The 17,399-nt window shown below is 47.5% G+C and carries 16 protein-coding genes; 3 read left to right on the forward strand and 13 right to left on the reverse strand.

Features of this window, described 5'->3' with window-relative positions:
- Positions 1-20: 20 nt before the first annotated feature.
- On the forward strand, positions 21-2,060 hold the full coding sequence (locus QMA13_RS32225; protein WP_282937718.1) for a peptidoglycan D,D-transpeptidase FtsI family protein: 2,040 nt from the start codon (positions 21-23) through the stop codon (positions 2,058-2,060).
- An 82-nt stretch (positions 2,061-2,142) separates the two neighbouring features.
- Here the strand turns inward: QMA13_RS32225 and QMA13_RS32230 are convergent, their stop codons facing one another.
- The 8 genes from QMA13_RS32230 to QMA13_RS32265 form a co-directional block, all read right to left on the reverse strand.
- Positions 2,143-3,399, reverse strand: coding sequence for a M16 family metallopeptidase (locus QMA13_RS32230; protein ID WP_282937719.1), 1,257 nt, complete (start codon positions 3,397-3,399; stop codon positions 2,143-2,145).
- Between the two features lie 198 nt (positions 3,400-3,597).
- Positions 3,598-4,545 carry an MraY family glycosyltransferase gene (locus QMA13_RS32235; RefSeq protein ID WP_282937720.1) on the reverse strand — a complete coding sequence of 316 codons (948 nt, stop codon included), beginning with the start codon at positions 4,543-4,545 and terminating at the stop codon, positions 3,598-3,600.
- A gap of 124 nt (positions 4,546-4,669) precedes the next feature.
- A complete protein-coding gene (locus QMA13_RS32240) occupies positions 4,670-5,503 on the reverse strand; it encodes a GNAT family N-acetyltransferase (RefSeq protein WP_282937721.1) in 834 nt (277 codons plus the stop codon).
- 161 nt (positions 5,504-5,664) lie between these two features.
- Positions 5,665-7,122 (reverse strand): arylsulfatase, encoded by a 1,458-nt coding sequence (locus QMA13_RS32245; RefSeq protein ID WP_282937722.1) that lies wholly within the window; start codon positions 7,120-7,122, stop codon positions 5,665-5,667.
- Between the two features lie 35 nt (positions 7,123-7,157).
- A complete protein-coding gene (locus QMA13_RS32250; protein ID WP_282937723.1) occupies positions 7,158-8,042 on the reverse strand; it encodes an ABC transporter permease in 885 nt (294 codons plus the stop codon).
- A gap of 71 nt (positions 8,043-8,113) precedes the next feature.
- Positions 8,114-9,652: an extracellular solute-binding protein gene (locus QMA13_RS32255; RefSeq protein ID WP_282937724.1), complete on the reverse strand. Its 1,539-nt coding sequence runs from the start codon at positions 9,650-9,652 to the stop codon at positions 8,114-8,116.
- Between the two features lie 19 nt (positions 9,653-9,671).
- Positions 9,672-10,538, reverse strand: a complete 867-nt coding sequence (locus QMA13_RS32260) for a carbohydrate ABC transporter permease (RefSeq protein ID WP_282937725.1) — start codon at positions 10,536-10,538, stop codon at positions 9,672-9,674.
- Between the two features lie 259 nt (positions 10,539-10,797).
- Positions 10,798-13,095, reverse strand: a complete 2,298-nt coding sequence (locus tag QMA13_RS32265) for an AraC family transcriptional regulator (protein ID WP_282937726.1) — start codon at positions 13,093-13,095, stop codon at positions 10,798-10,800.
- A 292-nt stretch (positions 13,096-13,387) separates the two neighbouring features.
- Here QMA13_RS32265 and QMA13_RS32270 point away from each other — a divergent pair, with 292 nt between their 5' ends.
- Positions 13,388-13,648 (forward strand): GlsB/YeaQ/YmgE family stress response membrane protein, encoded by a 261-nt coding sequence (locus tag QMA13_RS32270; RefSeq protein WP_282937727.1) that lies wholly within the window; start codon positions 13,388-13,390, stop codon positions 13,646-13,648.
- 30 nt (positions 13,649-13,678) lie between these two features.
- Positions 13,679-14,125 carry a YtxH domain-containing protein gene (locus QMA13_RS32275; RefSeq protein ID WP_282937728.1) on the forward strand — a complete coding sequence of 149 codons (447 nt, stop codon included), beginning with the start codon at positions 13,679-13,681 and terminating at the stop codon, positions 14,123-14,125.
- A gap of 169 nt (positions 14,126-14,294) precedes the next feature.
- On the opposite strand, the gene QMA13_RS32280 is transcribed toward QMA13_RS32275, so the two are convergent.
- The 5 genes from QMA13_RS32280 to QMA13_RS32300 all read right to left on the reverse strand — a co-directional run bounded on the left by QMA13_RS32280 (position 14,295) and on the right by QMA13_RS32300 (position 17,312).
- Complete coding sequence (locus QMA13_RS32280; RefSeq protein WP_282937729.1) at positions 14,295-14,612, reverse strand: hypothetical protein; 318 nt, start codon at positions 14,610-14,612, stop codon at positions 14,295-14,297.
- 85 nt (positions 14,613-14,697) lie between these two features.
- Positions 14,698-15,657 carry a magnesium transporter CorA family protein gene (locus QMA13_RS32285; RefSeq protein ID WP_282937730.1) on the reverse strand — a complete coding sequence of 320 codons (960 nt, stop codon included), beginning with the start codon at positions 15,655-15,657 and terminating at the stop codon, positions 14,698-14,700.
- A 76-nt stretch (positions 15,658-15,733) separates the two neighbouring features.
- Positions 15,734-16,510, reverse strand: coding sequence for a sigma-70 family RNA polymerase sigma factor (locus QMA13_RS32290; RefSeq protein ID WP_282937731.1), 777 nt, complete (start codon positions 16,508-16,510; stop codon positions 15,734-15,736).
- Positions 16,507-16,956 carry an anti-sigma B factor RsbW gene (rsbW, locus tag QMA13_RS32295; protein ID WP_282937732.1) on the reverse strand — a complete coding sequence of 150 codons (450 nt, stop codon included), beginning with the start codon at positions 16,954-16,956 and terminating at the stop codon, positions 16,507-16,509. The genes QMA13_RS32290 and rsbW overlap by 4 nt, the downstream gene beginning before the upstream one ends.
- A gap of 20 nt (positions 16,957-16,976) precedes the next feature.
- Positions 16,977-17,312: an STAS domain-containing protein gene (locus QMA13_RS32300; protein ID WP_282937733.1), complete on the reverse strand. Its 336-nt coding sequence runs from the start codon at positions 17,310-17,312 to the stop codon at positions 16,977-16,979.
- Positions 17,313-17,399 lie beyond the last annotated feature (87 nt).

Here is a 17,399-nt window from a genome sequence, read left to right on the forward strand (position 1 = left end):
GTCTGGGGAGTGGAAGACAAGTGAGTAGCGGCTTTTTTCGATATACGGAGGATCAGACCGAAAAGCAGGAAATCCGTAAACGGAGACACTTTTCGATTCGGTTGAATTTATTCTTTTTTGTTACGTTTTCCCTGTTTAGCGTTCTGATTATTCGTTTGGCCATTTTGCAGTTTGTAGAAGGAAAATATTTCAAGGACGTTGAGAACATGATTTCCCACAGCGAAAGCCCGATCGCTCCCATCCGCGGTTCCATCTTTGACCGCAAAGGGAATGCCATCGCTCAATCCCGATCTATGCAATCGCTCTACTATCGAGTGGAAGGCCGTGCGACAGACAAGGACGAGATCATCGAGCTTGCCAAAAAGCTGGAGGAAATATTTGCTGAACGCGGCAAGCCGGAGGCCAAGGCACTCCCTGCTGCTGAAATATTGAAGCTGATGGATGTCGGCTTTGACCTGAATAAGAACAAAACGAAAGATCCGAGTTACTACTCCATCCCAAGACGAATCAAAGCCGATTTATCCAACAAAGAGATCGCTTTTTTATTGGAGCACCGGGATGAGCTAAAAGGAATTGAAATATTAGAGGACAGCATCCGTCTCTACGATGATCAGAGAATCGCCGCCCAACTGGTCGGCTATATGAAACGGTTCAACGCTGCGAGAAATCCTCAATCCGGTCTGGCATATTATCGGAGCAAAACGGATGAATATCTAGACGTGGAGGATGTCGGCTTCGATGGCCTGGAGCTAATGTATCAGGAAGAGCTGCGCGGGAAGAAAGGCAGCAAGACCTACCCGGTCAATGCAGCAGAAAAAATCATCGGCCCAGCCACTATCGTTAAACCGGAAAAGGGTCATAACCTTTACTTGACGCTGGACAAGGACGTTCAGCTCGCAACGCAGAAAGCGATTACCGAGCATTTAAGCTTTATTCGAAACCGTTCGGCTGCAGGAGAGTTCGCCTATGCTCCGAATGCACGTTCAGGCTACGCTGTGGCTATGGAGGTTCAGACCGGCAAGGTAATCGCTATGGCCAGCATGCCGGATTATGACACGAATCTGTGGACCGGCGGCATAAGCAGCAACGAGGTATACAACCAAATCATGCCGTTCGTCAATAACGGTACTATTACGACCTCTTACCCTGATTTTCCCGCCCAAGAGCGGAATAAGCACCCTTCTTCCCTGGTATTCATGGGTTCCGTTATTAAACCTTTGACGATCCTCGTCGGGTTGAAGGAAGGTGTTATTACCCCTAACACTACCTACTACGACTCAGGTTCTTTCTCTTTCGGGAGTGGCAATAATGCCACCATCCGAAATTCAGACGGCCATGCTTACGGCTCACTGAATCCGACAACAGCGATTTTGAATTCATCCAACACGTACATGTCGGCTATGGTTGGTATCCCGCTGTGGAACAAATATGGCGGTGAGAAATCCAAGGTGCTCGACGTATGGGCTGAGCATTTAGCGGAGTTCGGCCTAGGAGTAAAAACCGGCAGTAATTTACCTAATGAAATAGCGGGATCCAACGACTTCTTCCAAAACGCCAAGACGAGCAGCATGCAGTCCGCGATGGTCTATGCATCGTGGGGGCAAAACGAGAAGTACACCACGCTGCAATTGGCGCAATATGCCGCAACACTAGCCAACCGGGGCAAGAGAATGCAGCCGCAGTTCGTCGATAAAATTACAACGACCGATGGCGAGCTTGTGAAAGGATACGAGTCCGCCGTTATAAACGAGGTCAATTATCCGAAAAACTATTGGGATACCGTTATTAAAGGAATGAAGAGCGGCGCTGCGGGAGTTGAGGATCTGCCCTATCCGGTAGCACGCAAAACCGGTACGTCGACGCAGGCAGTCCCTGGAGGCACCGTCGATAATGCCGTACTGATTTCCTTCGCGCCAGCAGATAATCCCGTTCTGGCTGTAGCTGTTGTCGTACCGGAAGGCAAGTTCGGGAGATATGGCGCAGCCCCAATCGCGGCTAAAATCTACGAGGCCTACGATCAGTATATAGGCGGGCTCAGCAGCAGTAAAACTAAGAAGTAGTAAGTTGGCAACCCATGTCAACGGAATAACTATTTTCGACAGATCGAGAAAGCCGGAACCCACTCGGTTCCGGCTTTTTTTGTTATACGGCTTTGTTGTCCACATCCTGCTTAGACTCTTGCTCACGGCTAACCTGAACGAACAGCATCTGCTCCTTCAACAAGTAGTTCCGTGCAAACGTCATCACATCCTCCGCCGTCACGCTGCGGATTTGTGAAGCAAAGTAGTGAGGGTCCGGATTAATTTGATACAGCTGCTCGGACGCTAGCCTGCTGTTCACGGATTCCGCCTGATCTTGAGAGATCATGTGCCTGCCGATGATAGCATTTTGGGCTCTTTCCAGCTCCTCATCCGTGATACGTTCATGGTGCATACGGTCCATCTCCTCGAGTATGACCGCTTTGGCGTCCTCAAGGCGAAGCGGGTCAGTGCCGACGTACCCCGTAATGAAGCCTTCGCTGACCATAGGGCTGATCGCAGCCCATACTTCGTAGGCAAGCCCCATCTCTTCGCGAATGCGACGCTTCAACCTAGAGCCGTGGCCACTGCCTAGTAGGTGCATGGCAACGTATCCGGCATACTTGTCGTTATCGTATGAGCTCGGACCGTACATCCCCCAATGAAGGTGTGCTTGCCTGATATCTCTCGATTCGTGAATAACACGCCCCCCGAGCTGATAAGGCTGCAGCTTATCCAACGTTTCCGAGAAAGGCCCTGCTCCTGGAATGTCCAAAGAGCCGACATATTCAACCAGTTCGTCATGCTGAATATTTCCAGTAGCCACCAGCACGATATTGCTAGCCTGATAATAATGCTTATGATATTGCACAAGATCCTCTCTCGTTATTGACGTGAGTGTGTCTTCCGTCCCCAGATTTCCAGCGCGCTCCGGATGCATCGCCCTCAGCATTCTCATAAGCGTACGACTCCCATAATCGCGTGGATTATCATGAGCACGCTTGATTTCTTCCATCACGACTTTCTTCTCGAGCTGAAGCTCCTCTTCTGGAAATACGGAATGAAATACCATGTCGGTTAGCAGCTCCACTCCTTGCTTCCACTTATCAAAAGGTACGTATGCATAATAGCGCGTCCGATCCACGCTGGTGGCTGCGTTCATTCTACCGCCGTAATTCTCGATATCGTTCGTAATCTGCTCTTTCGATCGTTCCTTTGTTCCTTTAAACAGCATATGCTCCAAAAAGTGCGCAATGCCGTAAGGATACTGCTTTTCGTAGTGCCCCCCAGCCCTAACCCAAAAGCACAGAAGGGTCGATACGGCCTGCTCATTGTGCTTACTGACAATGGTAAGTCCGTTTGCCAAAGTCGTTTTTTGCATGTCCCGGCTCCTCTCAGCATATTACTCGACAAGCAGCAAAATGCCCGCTAATGATATAAGTATTCGAGTTTCCCCTGTCCATAACCTTCAGTTCTACAATCATTTGGGTTAAATTACCTTATTAAATTGAGAGTCATTTTGCATATAACAAAAAAAGCCCGTCCGCACATAAGAATGCGGCAGGCAAATCCATTATTATTATACCTTCAGCATCAAAATAATGATGGAGGTTAGTCCAAAGCAGACATTGATCAAGCATAAAAACATAAGTACCTGCTTCGGATTCAATCCGCTAGCTAACAGTCGGTAATGAGCTTGACTCGTGTCCGCCTGATAGATCGGTTTGCCGTTCAAAAATCGTTTGACAACAACGAACAAATTATCGAATATCGGTACACCAAGAGCAAGAATCGGGATAAACAATGATAAGACCGTCGCCTGCTTGAACGCCCCGTTCAATGCGATAACGGCGAGCATGAAGCCGATGAACGATGCCCCTGCATCTCCCATAAATACTTTTGCCGGTGGCTTATTATAGCGGAGATAACCCAGTCCGACCCCGACCAAAATAATAGCCATCATGGCCGACTCCGGCTGATTTTTGGCTAAAGCTACGATAAACAGCGTCAATGCAGAAATGGTTGATAAGCTCCCTGCCAATCCGTCCATACCGTCCGAGAAGTTAATGACCGTCGTCACGCCGAAAATCCAAGTGATAGTCAATAAGAACTGAGCCCAGCTCCAGAGAAGGATTTCTTCCCCTGTAAACGGATTCGTAAAGCCGTGAAACACAATCCCGGATTTATATACGAGAACGGCTGCCAACAGCTGCACGATAAGCTTGGGCAATGCGGACAACTCTTTGCCGTGCGTTTTATACCAGTCATCGACAAGCCCGATCATCAGCACGAGCAGTCCACCAGCCATTATAGCCAACGTCTCACTCATATTGTCTCTAATAAACACAAAATATGTAATGACGAATCCTGCGAAAATAGCGATCCCCGCCGTAAGCGGAATCGGTTCACGGTGAATCTTTCTTTCGTTGTCCGGCCTAGGCTTGTCCACAAAATCAATTTTGTAAGCCATCTTGCGAAGCGGTGGTATGAGTAACAACACAATCACAAACGAAATAAGTCCAGCCATGAAATACGGAATAAAGATCCCTCCTCAAAAATTGTCACACTGTCGAATTTATAAGGATGCATACTGACAATTTCCATTATATCACAGTCATGGTAGGGTGAACATGCTGTCGAAATAAGCCTGATTATCCGAGCGAACCGCTAATTCGAGAGTAGATCATGTCAGGTTGCCATGCCGGATGATCTCCTAATACCATACGGTCGGCGTATTTACCAATAGTAAAGCCGAGTGTTTGAAGGTATTCTATCGCTTTATGATTGTGTTCGCTCACTCCTGCCGAGAGATGCTTCTCTACGACAAAAGCTTGATGGAGCAGACTACAGCCCGCTTCTTCATCTTCCGCCACGATTGGACCGGAGCCCCACGGAGCTCCGTGCAAGTAATAGCCGCGAAGACCGCTGCCATCCTCCCTTGGAATGACCCATCCCCCATTATTATGAAGCAGCTTTTCCAGTACTGTCATTCTATTCTCTCCTGATGCGCGTCGATCCAGCTCCACAAGCATGGGAAGATCGGTCGAATGAACCGCTCTGAGCTGGCTTGATAGGTTGGCTTGCTCTAGGACAGCCTGTTCAGCCTTCAAAAAGCAATAGCGGGAATCGACGGTGAAGCCGAGCTTCTCGTAGACCGGCTTGCCGAATTCTGTAGCAATCAGCAGCAGTGTACGGCAGCCTTTCAATTCGAGATCTTTCATGATCGTTTTCGTTAACAACGAGCCCAGGCCTTGCCCTCGTGACGAAGTACCCACAATGATTGGACCCACCCATCCCGTTTGCCCCCAATAAGTCCCGTTGGAGACGCCGATGATCCGCCCTTGCTGCTCAGCCACAAAGGTTGTACAGCTTGGATCATTCAAATAAAACATGATTGGCGGCACAATATCGCCCCAGCCCTCCGGTCGCAGCTCTCCTACAGCATCCAAATCATCAGGTTTCATCAATCGAATCTTGGTTTCCATAACATTGAGGCCTCCAATTGAATAAATATAAATAATAATGAATTATTATACATTTATACCTCATAAGATTCCATCTTTTTTATGGTTTCAACTATCCTTTTCTTTTTACTAACACACAAGAAAACCCGGCTTCTGCAGCCGAGTTTCATACTAGCCATAATCTACGTCACAACATGACTCAAACATGCGACCGCCGGACGACCTGCGACCAGCCTACCCTCTTCGACGTAGCCTTCTTCCCTTCTATCCAGCTCTGCAATTATTCTTTGACGCCACAAGTCTAGGCGTGAAGCCTTCATAGGATCACCGGACAAGTCGGTAAGCTCTTGCGGGTCGTCTGTTAGATTGAATAACTGCTCTTCGCCAGTTTGCGAGAACCAGAGGTACTTCTCTTTTCCGTCCGTTACATAGTGGTTGGATAAGCTTCCGTATGTATGTTCACCGTGAATATATTCCCGCCAGCTACCTGATTCTCCTCTACAGAGAGGCAGGAGATCAAGCCCTTCCACCTTCTGAGGTATAGGTACTTGAGCTGCCGTGAGAAGGGTAGGCATAATATCGCGCAGCTCAATTACTTCGTTCACTTCACTGCCCGGCTGGAATCCCAGCTTACCGCTTGGATCATTGATCACAAACGGAATTTTGGCACTTCCTTCATACGGCAAGCCTTTTCGGAAATAATGATGATCCCCGATTAGTTCCCCATGATCTGACGTGAACAATATTATTGTGTTGTTATACACGCCGTATTCTTGAAGTGCATTCAAGAGACGCCCAATCTGATCATCGATATGCGTAATTAGAGCGTAATAAGCGGCACGCGCGCGATTCAGACGGCGTTTGGGAAATTGGCCGAAGATCGCGGTCGGATCGTTACCTCCTAGCTCCGCAGAGACGGTATCTACCCAATCGCCGATCGGTGGATCCGGCATTTCCAAATCCTTGTACATATCGAAGTAGGCCTGCGGTGGATCTAGCGGTGAGTGCGGGCGGACGAATGACGTCCATAAGAAAAACGGTTTGCTCGGATCTCGTCTCCTCATAAAATCAATAGACTGTGTCACCGTCCAGTTCGTCGGATGCATGTGCTCAGGCAAGTGCCACGGGCGAGCAACGGTCGAAGAGTTACAGTCAAGGCCGAGATCGGTGATATCATATCCAGCGCCTGCGGTCTGCCTAAGCCATTGGAGGTAATCGTCACATTGATCGAAATGAGCGTTTGTCGTTGTTTTGTACTTATCACGGTTGTGATGCAAATAACCGTCATGGAGCACAACGTTGTGGAAGCCGCATAAATTGCGTGCTGGGTACACATGCATTTTACCGACGCATTGGGTATGGTACCCTGCTAGTGCCAGCTCCCCCGGCAGGGTGTGCTGATACGTCCATGGAACGCAGTCTTTGTAGCCTACACGGCCATGAGAGCGCTGGCTCATGCCGGTAAAAATCGCGGCGCGAGCCGGGATGCATGACGGCGTAGCCGAATACGCGCTGCGAAACAGCACGCCCGACCGTGCGAGACGGTCCAGATTCGGCGTCTCCACCACGGGATGACCGAGTATGCTAAGGCAGTCCCAACGCATTTGATCGACTGTAATGAACAGAATGTTCGGCTTCATAATACATCCCTCCCTTGTTTTCTACAAAATCTCTTTCACCACAAGCCCTGCCCGCCCATCCTTCGTACAAGCCAGTTCGTGAACAGCAGCATGAACAGCCCTACAACAGATTTAAATAAGCCTGCGGCTGCCGCCAGAGAATATCGGCCCATAGAAAGGCCTACCCGATACACATAGGTGTCGAGAATATCGGCGATATTGTATACCATCGGATTGTAGAGGATAAATACTTGATCGAAGCCTGCCGATAAAATATGACCGGTACGAAGGATCAGCAAAATGATAATGGTATTGCTGATCGATGGCAGCGTGATGTAGCGGATCATCTGAAACCGCTTTGCTCCGTCGATTCTAGCCGCCTCATACAGCTCAGGATTAATTCCCGCGATGGCTGCTAAATAAATGATCGTCCCCCACCCCGCTTCCTTCCATATTTCAGAAATGACTAACAGTCCGCGGAAGTTTCCCGGGTCCAGCAGCGGCGATGATTTGAATCCCATAACCGATAAAATGCCGGTGCTTGATGAGAACAAGGTAAACATAATGCCGCCGAGAACAACCCAGGACAAAAAGTGCGGGAAATACAGTATGGTCTGTAAAATCCGTTTAAATGCACTGCCCAGCAGCTCATTCAACATAAGCGCAAGCAGAATCGGAAATGGAAAGCCGAAAATAAGCTTATAAAAGCTGATCAAGATCGTATTCCTCAAAGCTAGCCAGAAGTCTTCCGATTCGAACAGCAGCTCAAACCATTTCAACCCTGCCCATTCGCTTCCAAAGATCCCCTTAGCCAGCTTGAAATCCTTGAATGCAACGATAATGCCGCCCATCGGAATATAATGAAATAGAAGAAAGTATAGCAGTCCCGGCAGCAGCAGCAAATAGTAATACTTGTATTTGTGAAATAACCTCATGCTCATGGCCGTCTCTCCTGACATGTCGTTATTGGGGCGGCCACCTGCAAGCTAGGCGACCGCGAAGGGACCAGAGCCTATTTCTTCGTCTTCTTCCACTCTTCGTTCACTTGGTCCTCAATCTTCTTGCCACCCTGCTGATAATACTTCTGTACGAATTCATCAAACTTGTCGAGGGGCATCTCGCCAAGAACGATTTTTGCAAAGTATTCCGTCCAAAGCTTGATAATATCCGGATACTCCAGCTGGGCGGGGACGGTTTTCCAGAACGGATTCGTGATGACGTATTTATTGGTCACTTCCATCGCCTTCAATGAATCGTCCGCCATCCAGCGCCGATCCACCACTTGTGTGAAGCGGACAGGGTTGGAAAAGCCCTCCTTATACAAGTCGGAATAAGAGCTGACAAGCTGAGTAACCCTATTTTTCTGTTTATCGAACGTATAATGGTCCCCTTCCATGCCATATGTAATAAGATAAAATCCGCCGTCCGGTTCGTCTGAGGTTGACCAGTCGATCATTTTGATTAATAGATCCGGATTTTTCACTTTAGCCGATACCGCTTTGATATCTCCGTAAGCAGGACCTGCTTCCGGCCAGCCCATTAACCCTTTTGGCCCCTTCGGAGGAAGCAACAGGGAAAATGAAGCATTCGGGGTTACTTTTTTCAATGAATTGATCAGTGGCTGCTTCGGATCAATATCAAACGCGGTTCCCTCGAACACACCCAGCTTGGAATTGATGACCTTCTCGTCACGCTGCTTGGATTCCATCAACAAAAACTCGGGATCAATGAGCCCTTCCTTATACCACTGGTTCAAGAGTTTGAGTACGTCCTTCGTTTCCGGCAGCACCATGCCCTGCTTTAGCCTGCCGTCCCGTTCGAACCAGAACGTCGGGGCAATCCCAAAGGCTCCGAATATCCCCGAGAAGTTCGAGGTCTTCGTACCGCCAAGCCCATAAGTATCGTTCTTGCCGTTCTTGTCCGGGTCACCTGTCGTGAATGCTTTGAGCACATCATGCAGCTCATCGAGCGTGGTCGGTTCTTTCAGGCCTAGCGCATCAAGCCAATCCTTGCGTACTATAAAACCATTCGTATTCGGACCATTGAACGGTTCCGGACGGTAACCGACAGGTAAAGCATAGAGCTTGCCCTTATACCGTAGCGCCTCTAGATCTGAGTCCTTGAACAGCTTGCTAGCGTGCGGCATCTTCTTAATGTAATCATCAAGCGGCAGCAGCAGGCCATCATCGGCCATCTTTGCCATGGTCGGAAGATCGAGGTTGAAGTAATCGGGCAGGTCGCCCGAGGTGGCGAGCAAATTCAGCTTGGTCGTATAATCGGGTCCGGTTCCCGGCATATTTACCGTGAAATCAACCCCTTTAATACCTGCTTTATCCAGAGCTTTGACGATTTCCTTTCTGCCTCTTCCCCCGTCTGCCGGATATTCCGCAACCCCGTTGCTCCGTAACATTTTATAGGTAATGGTCTGCCCTGGCTTGTCGCTTGTATCCGTTGGTTTCCCGTCTGTAGCCGTATTGGATTGGCATGCAGCAAGTCCAGCGGTTAACGTGACAGCTGTAAATGCAGCCGCAACCTTCCTCAACTTTTTCATGAATTTTCATTCCTCTCACTTAAGATTTAACGGCTCCGATCATGATGCCTTTCACGAAATACTTTTGCAAAAAAGGATAAACGCAAATGATCGGCAGAATGGATATGACGATGGTCGCTGCAATAACAGAGTCTGTAGAGGCGTTCGTTAATTCTCCGGTCATTTTGGACAGCTCCTGTCCATTTATCACATCTTTGAGCATAACCGGAAGTGTATACTTGCTCTTGTCATTCAAATAAATGAGTGCGGAGAAGAAATTGTTCCATCGGCTGACGGCTTCCCATAAGGCTACAGTAGATAGCACGGGCATGGATAAAGGCAGGATCACTTTGAAAAAAATGAGGAGTGGGTTCGCCCCGTCAATCATCGCCGACTCCTCCAGCTCTGCAGGCAGGTTCACAAAAAAGCTGCGCATGATGATCACATTAAATGCCGATATGGCTCCAGGCAGGATCAATGACCATAGCGAATTAATCAACCCGAGTCCTTTAACGAGCAAGTAAGTGGGGATTAACCCGCCTCCGAACAACATGGTGAACAAGATCAGGAACGTCACTGTATTTTTGCCTGGTAGACCTTGCTTGATCAGAGGATAAGCTGTAGATGCTGTAAGCAAGGTGCTGAGTACCGTTCCTACTGCGGTTACAAACAGGGTGTTGGCGTAAGCCGTCCATAAATAGCTGGAGGACAGCACCACTTGATAGGTAGCAGCTGTGAACTCCCTGGGCCAAAAGAAAAATCCTCCCCGCATCGCTCCTTCCATAGAGCTAAACGACAGAGAAAGCTCGTGCCACAGCGGATAAAGCGTTAATAAAGCTAGAAGAAGCAAAATCCCCCCGTTAATCAACTGAAAAACATAACTCCCCAAATGCTGCTTGCCGTACACGTAATCACCTCCTCCCTACGTAATTGGATGATCAAAACGTTTTGAATACGTTTTCATTATGTGGGAATCGGATGGTACTGACTACGTGCAATCCTTGCTATTGTGTGCAAAAACAATTATCTCGCTGCAGCTGGTCAAAAATTCTACATCAACAATCGATATTATACATTCGGTAAAATAAAAAGAGACACCTCCCTATAGCCAAAGGAGTGTATCTCTGATGACTGGTTATCCACCGAAGAAGTCCCTGCTGTCTTGACTATTTTTTGCCCGACAGCGATTTACGAAACTCTCCCGGCGTCATCGCCTCGTACTTTTTGAAAAAACGGATGAAGCTGTGGACGTCCACATAGCCAATCATCCCGCTAATTTCCTGTAAGGAATACCGTTTATCATGCATCAGCAGTTCTTTACTGCGGGTAATCCGGTATTTGTTCAAATAATCAAGCGGAGAGTGCTGCGTTTCGGCTTTGAAGATACGGCTTAAGTAACTGCTGCTGAGGCCTACATGATCGGCGATATCGCTGATCGAAATCGGCTCCCCGTAATGCTGCTCCATATACGAGATCGCTTTATGAATATACAGATTATCGTTCTTCTTGTCCTGCTTTTGCTCCAGCCGTTCCAGCAATTCCTTAAACCACTGGCGTATTAGCAGCTCCAATTGCTGTTTGTTGCGGCAATCGTGGATTTTCATCACCTGAATGATACGCAGCGATTCCGGGTCACAGCCCTCCTGCAGCAGCTCGTTGATAACCGTACTTATTAGGATAACGATGGTTTCCTGGGTCTGTTCGTGTACGCCTTTGTCATTGTAGACGTACTGCTCGAATAAAGCGGCCACCGCTTCACTCGTTTTCTTTTCATCCATCGTTTTGATGCCATGAACAAGCATCTTCTGAATTGCAAGCGGGTATTCAAACCTTGGCTCTGCTGCTGCATCCCCTATGAAGACCACATCCGATTTGTTGAACAGGGCTTTGTATCTCATCCCTTTTCTCGCCTGGGCATACGATTCGTGCAGATCTTCTAGCGATGCGCACACTTCACCAAAAGCAAACTGCAAATGAATTTGAAATTGCACGTACAGTGAGTCGCTGATGGCTTTGCAGGCCTGAATCAACGCTTCCTTCCACTCTTGCTCTATCGAGGACCAGGAGAAATTAAGAATGAAGCCGAAACGGCCTTCCTCAAGAATGGTTCCATACACCCGACAGTCCGCCGGAAACATATTCTCGATAAGTCCGAACATATAGAGTTTGATCTTCGTATCTTCCTCTGTCTGAATGTAATCGTGAAGATCAGGGTCGACGATACAAACGGCAAAATTTGGATACGTCACCTCAATGCCTACCTGCTGGAGCTGACTGGACATGAAGTGGGCGTCTGTTACGTTATTGCTGAGTATTTCATAAATCAAGCGGTGCCGGATAAGCGATTCATGCTGCTCCATCGTCGCCTTGACCTTTTGATTCTCATTGATCAAATGATCGATACCTCTTCGAATCAACGTATATTCGTCTTCTTTTGATGACAGCATAGGGGGAATAAAGCTAGATGCGTAGCTCTTCCAAATCTTTTTCCATGGACTGTAAAACATGAGGGCAAGCAAGTATGACAGTAAAAAGCCGAGGAGCATCACAATAAGTGACATTTTTCCTATAGCGGTAAATTTCCGATTCATCGTTTCTTCATAGACCCTGTAAGGGGTAGCTTGAACGAGTGTCCACGAGCTCATCGGAGATTTCTTGCTGCTGACAAAATAAGTTTCCCCGCCCAGGCTGGCAATGAGGGGCTCTTCCTTACTCGGAATCCCATGGTCCGCAATGTACCTTGAAACATACGGAGACAGAGAGTTGCCTCTGTTTGAAAACAGCACCTCCCCGTTCTTATCGCCATCGATGATAAATAAATATGACGAGCTTGTCGGGAGCATATGCTGCAGCGCTTCAAAGAACTGATCTTTACTCACATTAATGAACATATAGCCGAGCTCATACTTGCCGGTTAACGGAATTTTCTGTTTAAACGAAATGACCTCATTCTGAGGCAAATCGAATCGCGCGAGCACCTTGCGAACTTTATAGCTTAATGCCCCATCGTCTTTCCCTGCCTGATCAATCCATTCCTTATCATAAAATTCTCCTCGGGGATAGAAGCCCTCGTTGCTCGTCAGCACTTTATCGGACAGCTTGAAATAGACGTATGCTGACTGCACCATCCGACTTGCTGTAATCTGATCAATAAGGTTGTTCTTGAGCACATTGAAATCGTACATGCTTGCGCTATAAGGGTTAGCCAGCAGCTCATTCAAATTCGATAGCAGCGACAGCTGCAGAGTCAAATTATTGAAGTTGCTGAACATTGCGCTTACTTGCGAGGATAAGCCCAACAGCTCTGCAGAGGCGGCACGCTTGTATTCATCCTTCGTTTCCACTGAATAATTGTAGAAGTAGAATGAACTGATTAACACCGTAGGAATAAAGATAGTTATCAAATAGGACATCCATATTTTATTGAAAATGTTCATGGTAACCCATTTTCGTTTTATGTTCATTTCCTCCTCGATTGTATCCGCTTTCAATTTGATTGTTTTATTTTACCATACGAGATACTGCTTATCTATGAATAAATAACCTCACGGCGATTGTGGGGAACTAAAGAGATCGGTGTTATCGATCCGGCAGGCAACAGGTTAACTCTCTATGAAACTATAGCTAAAAACGATTAAAACATACGGCCTTTCGCCTCCTCATGGGATGTGTCGGGCCGTTGTTTTGTTTCACCGTTCTTTATAACGGGTACTAATTATCATGCAAGACAACCCAATGGAAGGGAGCGTGATGGGAATGATCAGCTTGCTGATAACGATCATCATGGCTATTGTCATCGGGGCTATCGGTTCGGCAATTGCGCCTGGCGGTATGTCCGGGGGCATTATCGGATCGATGATTGCGGGGTTCGTCGGTGCATGGCTCGGTGCGCTTCTGCTCGGGACTTGGGGACCTATCATCGGAGGCTTCGCCGTCGTACCAGCCATCGTGGGAGCAGCTATATTCGTTTTCTTGCTCACCCTATTGTCCAGAACTTTGAACGGCAAACAGTCTTAAACCAAATACATGCTGAGGAGAGTGGATGAGATGACAGCAACGGAAAGCAAACGAAATGACGTCGTATTAGGAACCATTATTGGAGGTGCTGCCGGAGCGCTGATCGCTCTTCTGTTGGCTCCCAAAACAGGACGCGAGCTTCGAGAGGACTTGATGACCAAGGTTCAGTCACTGCAAGCCAAAAGCCAGGACTGGATGGATATGGTCAAAACCAAAACAGCCGATACGGTAGAAACCGTAAGCACACAAGGCTCCGAGCTGCTTGAAAAGACAAAGCAAGCAACGAATCAAGCATTAGATTCAGCGCAAAAGGCAACCGAAGAAGCCGCTGATAAGGTACGCAAGGTAGCAGATAGCACCGCCGATACGGCTCATCGTCTTGCTGATAAGGCAAGTGACTCCGCACATAAAGCTACGGATAAGGCGGAAGACGCAGCACAGGATGCATTGGATAAGGTAAAGCCTTACTCCCACTAGGCTTGAGGCTTCCCCCTAATATGAAACGATGCTTAGGATGTATCTAAGCATCGTTTTTTTGCGCAATCCACCAACTTGTACAACAAAAAAGAATCTTAGCAAAGGCAGCTAACTCACGTCAACCGCCTTTATTAAGATTCATGTCTAAGCCAACATGTATGTGATTTCGTTATTTTTCAAGCAGCACAATCAATTCATCCGGCATCGTTTGTTCTTGAAGGAGCATCCCTACATGCAATTTGGGCCGGTCCGGTTTAACAAAATGCCCGTCTTCCAGATGATAGCCCATTTCTTTGGCCGCGGCGTGCAGCTTACAGAACAGATCCGCAGCTTGAATCGCTTCTTCCAAGCCCGAGAACGTTTCCAATACATTGCCCGTGCCTAGCGGATTGACTTGCGATTGAATGGTGACCTGATACTTATCCTTGTCCAACTGACGTACGGTAACCTCATTTCCCCCGCAAGGGATACTGTGTTTTACTGTCATGGCAACCACCGCCTTTTGTCATAAGTTAATTGTTACTAATTATCATTACCCTATACACGGCGGCTTGAAACGAACGGGACTCCAATTAAAATATATTGGAATCCTTCCTTTTACCGCGAATTAAATCGCCCGTCCAGCCTTTCCATTTCAGCCACGCGTAGACGAGAAACGTAAGCAGCACAATGATGGCAATGGACATGGGATAGCCCCACTCATATTCAAGCTCGGGCATCCCTTTAAAGTTCATGCCCCATAAGCCAGCAAATACGGTAGCCGGAGTACATACGACTGTGAAAACCGTTAGTGTTTTCATAATCTCATTTCCTCGATAGGAGGTTATATTCTCATCCATAGCGAGAAGCGTGCGGACCTCATCGTGAAACCGTTCCATTCTCAATGTAAGCCGTTCTACACGAAGTGATGTCAAACGATAGACTTCATTGCACGCGAGCTGATCCGGTGTGAAGATTTCCTGCAGTGAGACTAACAGCTCCTCAAGAGGACCAATACGGTGCCGCCAATAGAGCAAGTCATATTGTCTTTCTATGAGATGATCCAACAGCAGAGAGTTATTCGAATTGCGCATGCGGCGTTCCAGCTTGGTTAGATCGGCAGTTAACACATCCAGCCCGTTTAAGCATACTAAGGCCATCTCGCCTAATAGAACGAAGAAGCCTTCAGCGGCAGTACGGCATCCCTGCATTCGTTGGGTGAGCACATCCTCATCCAGATCTATCAAGCTGGAGTAGTGCAGCTCAGAGGTGAACAAATCCTGCTCATCCACACAATACAACAAATGCTGATCCCCCTCCCGCTGATTCATGAGGCTTCCGTACAGCAATGAGCCATACAACGCTTTCACACCGGTGCTGCGCTCAAACATACGCGGAGTTTGGATGCAGATGTCTCCAAAATAGTTTTTCCATGCTGATCCTTGCTTGGAATGCCGAAGATCAGGGCTAATTTCTTCACTTTGTTGGGGAACCCAATCATTGCCTATGTGCCATATCCATCCTTCTGGCATACGGATTTGTCGAATCGTCATCTTCCCGCTTCCTCCTGACCGGATTCACCATTTTAACGTAAAAACACGCCCTTAAGGGCGTGTCCAATCCATTCTTTCAGGCATCCGAAATTTCGCAGGATTCCGTGAAAAACTGCTTGAGCTTATCAATCGCCCGCTTCTGGATTCTTGATACGCTCATCTGCGATACGTTCAGCTGCTCCGCTATCGTTCTTTGAGATTGACCTTCTACATAGGCGAGGTGAAGCACCTGCTGCTCCTGCTTTTTCAGCCGCGCCATCGCATCTTCCAAATCGAGCTTGCGCTCGAGCTGCTGAAAATCATCTTTATCCTCACTTAGCAAATCACCGATAGTTGCCCCATTGTCTTCCGTAGACAAAGGCGTGTCTAAAGAAACATAGTGATAATACTCACGACCAGCCAATATCTCAATGGTTTCCTCAACAGACAGCTCCACCTCTTGAGCGATCTCCTCCACATTGGGCGACCGCTCCAGCTGAACCGTTAGCATATCGATAGCCGTTTGAAGACGGCCACTTTTCTCCTTAACGCGTCTGGGCACCTGGATGTACCAGGACTTATCGCGCAAGTAATTTTTCATATGTCCTATAATGCTTTTCATCATGTAAGCTTCAAATTGGACCCCTTGCTCCGTGTCGAACTGCTTGAACAGACGAAGCATGGACATTTGCCCAACCTGGTATAAATCTTCATAGAGGTCCGGACGGTTCCGTGACATTTTGCCGGCAGCCATTTTCACCATCGGTTCAAACTGCAGCAGCAAAGAGGTAGCAACCTCATTACAACCCGTTTGCTGATATGTTGCAATCAGATCGTGAACATTGAATGCCGGTCTCTCTGAATTTATTTTCATACCATTTCCTCACTTTTACTCAGACGTTTGGTCAAAATGACCTCGGTCCCCCTCCCGCTCATCACTTCCACTTCATCCATTAGCGCTTGCATCAAATAAATACCCAAGCCGCCAATGTTGGCTTCTTCTAATGATTTATCATGAAGCGATGTGGATTGCTGAGCTTTCTCTTCAAAATTAAAGCTGTTGCCTTGGTCCTTAACCGATATACGTATCCCGCTTTCCAGCATTTCAAATTGGATTTCCATCGTTCCTGCGCTGCCAGGCTCATATGCATGGACGACAACATTGTTGCATGCTTCCGCTACAGCCACTTTCATGTCTTCGATTTCTTCATAAGAGAAGCCAAGCTTTGTGCATATTCCATACAAGGTCAAACGCACGAGATCTATAAACTCCGCTTCGGCAGGTAACGTCATACTAACCGTACGATTTTCCCAGTTCATATCTTCTCTTCTTTCCTTTCTTATATCGCATTATTCTTTGTTTCTTGGATAAACGGGGTCAACCCAGTCATGTCGAACAGTCTTTGAATTTTGGGCGGAATATCTTCTACAATGATCGGAGCTTTCAATACATGCCTTGCTTTTAGCAGTGATAAAATGACACCGATGCCCGTGCTATCAATGTACCCAAGGTCCTTTAAATTCAGTACCATCACGCGGTCAGTATCCGCTACGAAAGAGTCCGCAGCCGCACGAAATTCAGCCGCTTTGGACAAGTCGAGCTCTCCTTTTAAATAAAACAAATTACTATCTGGAGTGACCTTTTTTTCAATTTCGAACGTATGCTTGCGATTCATTCCTGAATGGCTCCTCTCTTTAACTTCCATACATATCAACCAATATCTTATCATTACCCTGACCGGGAGCCAATGAAACAGCCAGCA

The sequence above is a fragment of the Paenibacillus sp. RC67 genome (assembly GCF_030020805.1).
Lineage (GTDB): Bacteria > Bacillota > Bacilli > Paenibacillales > NBRC-103111 > Paenibacillus_S.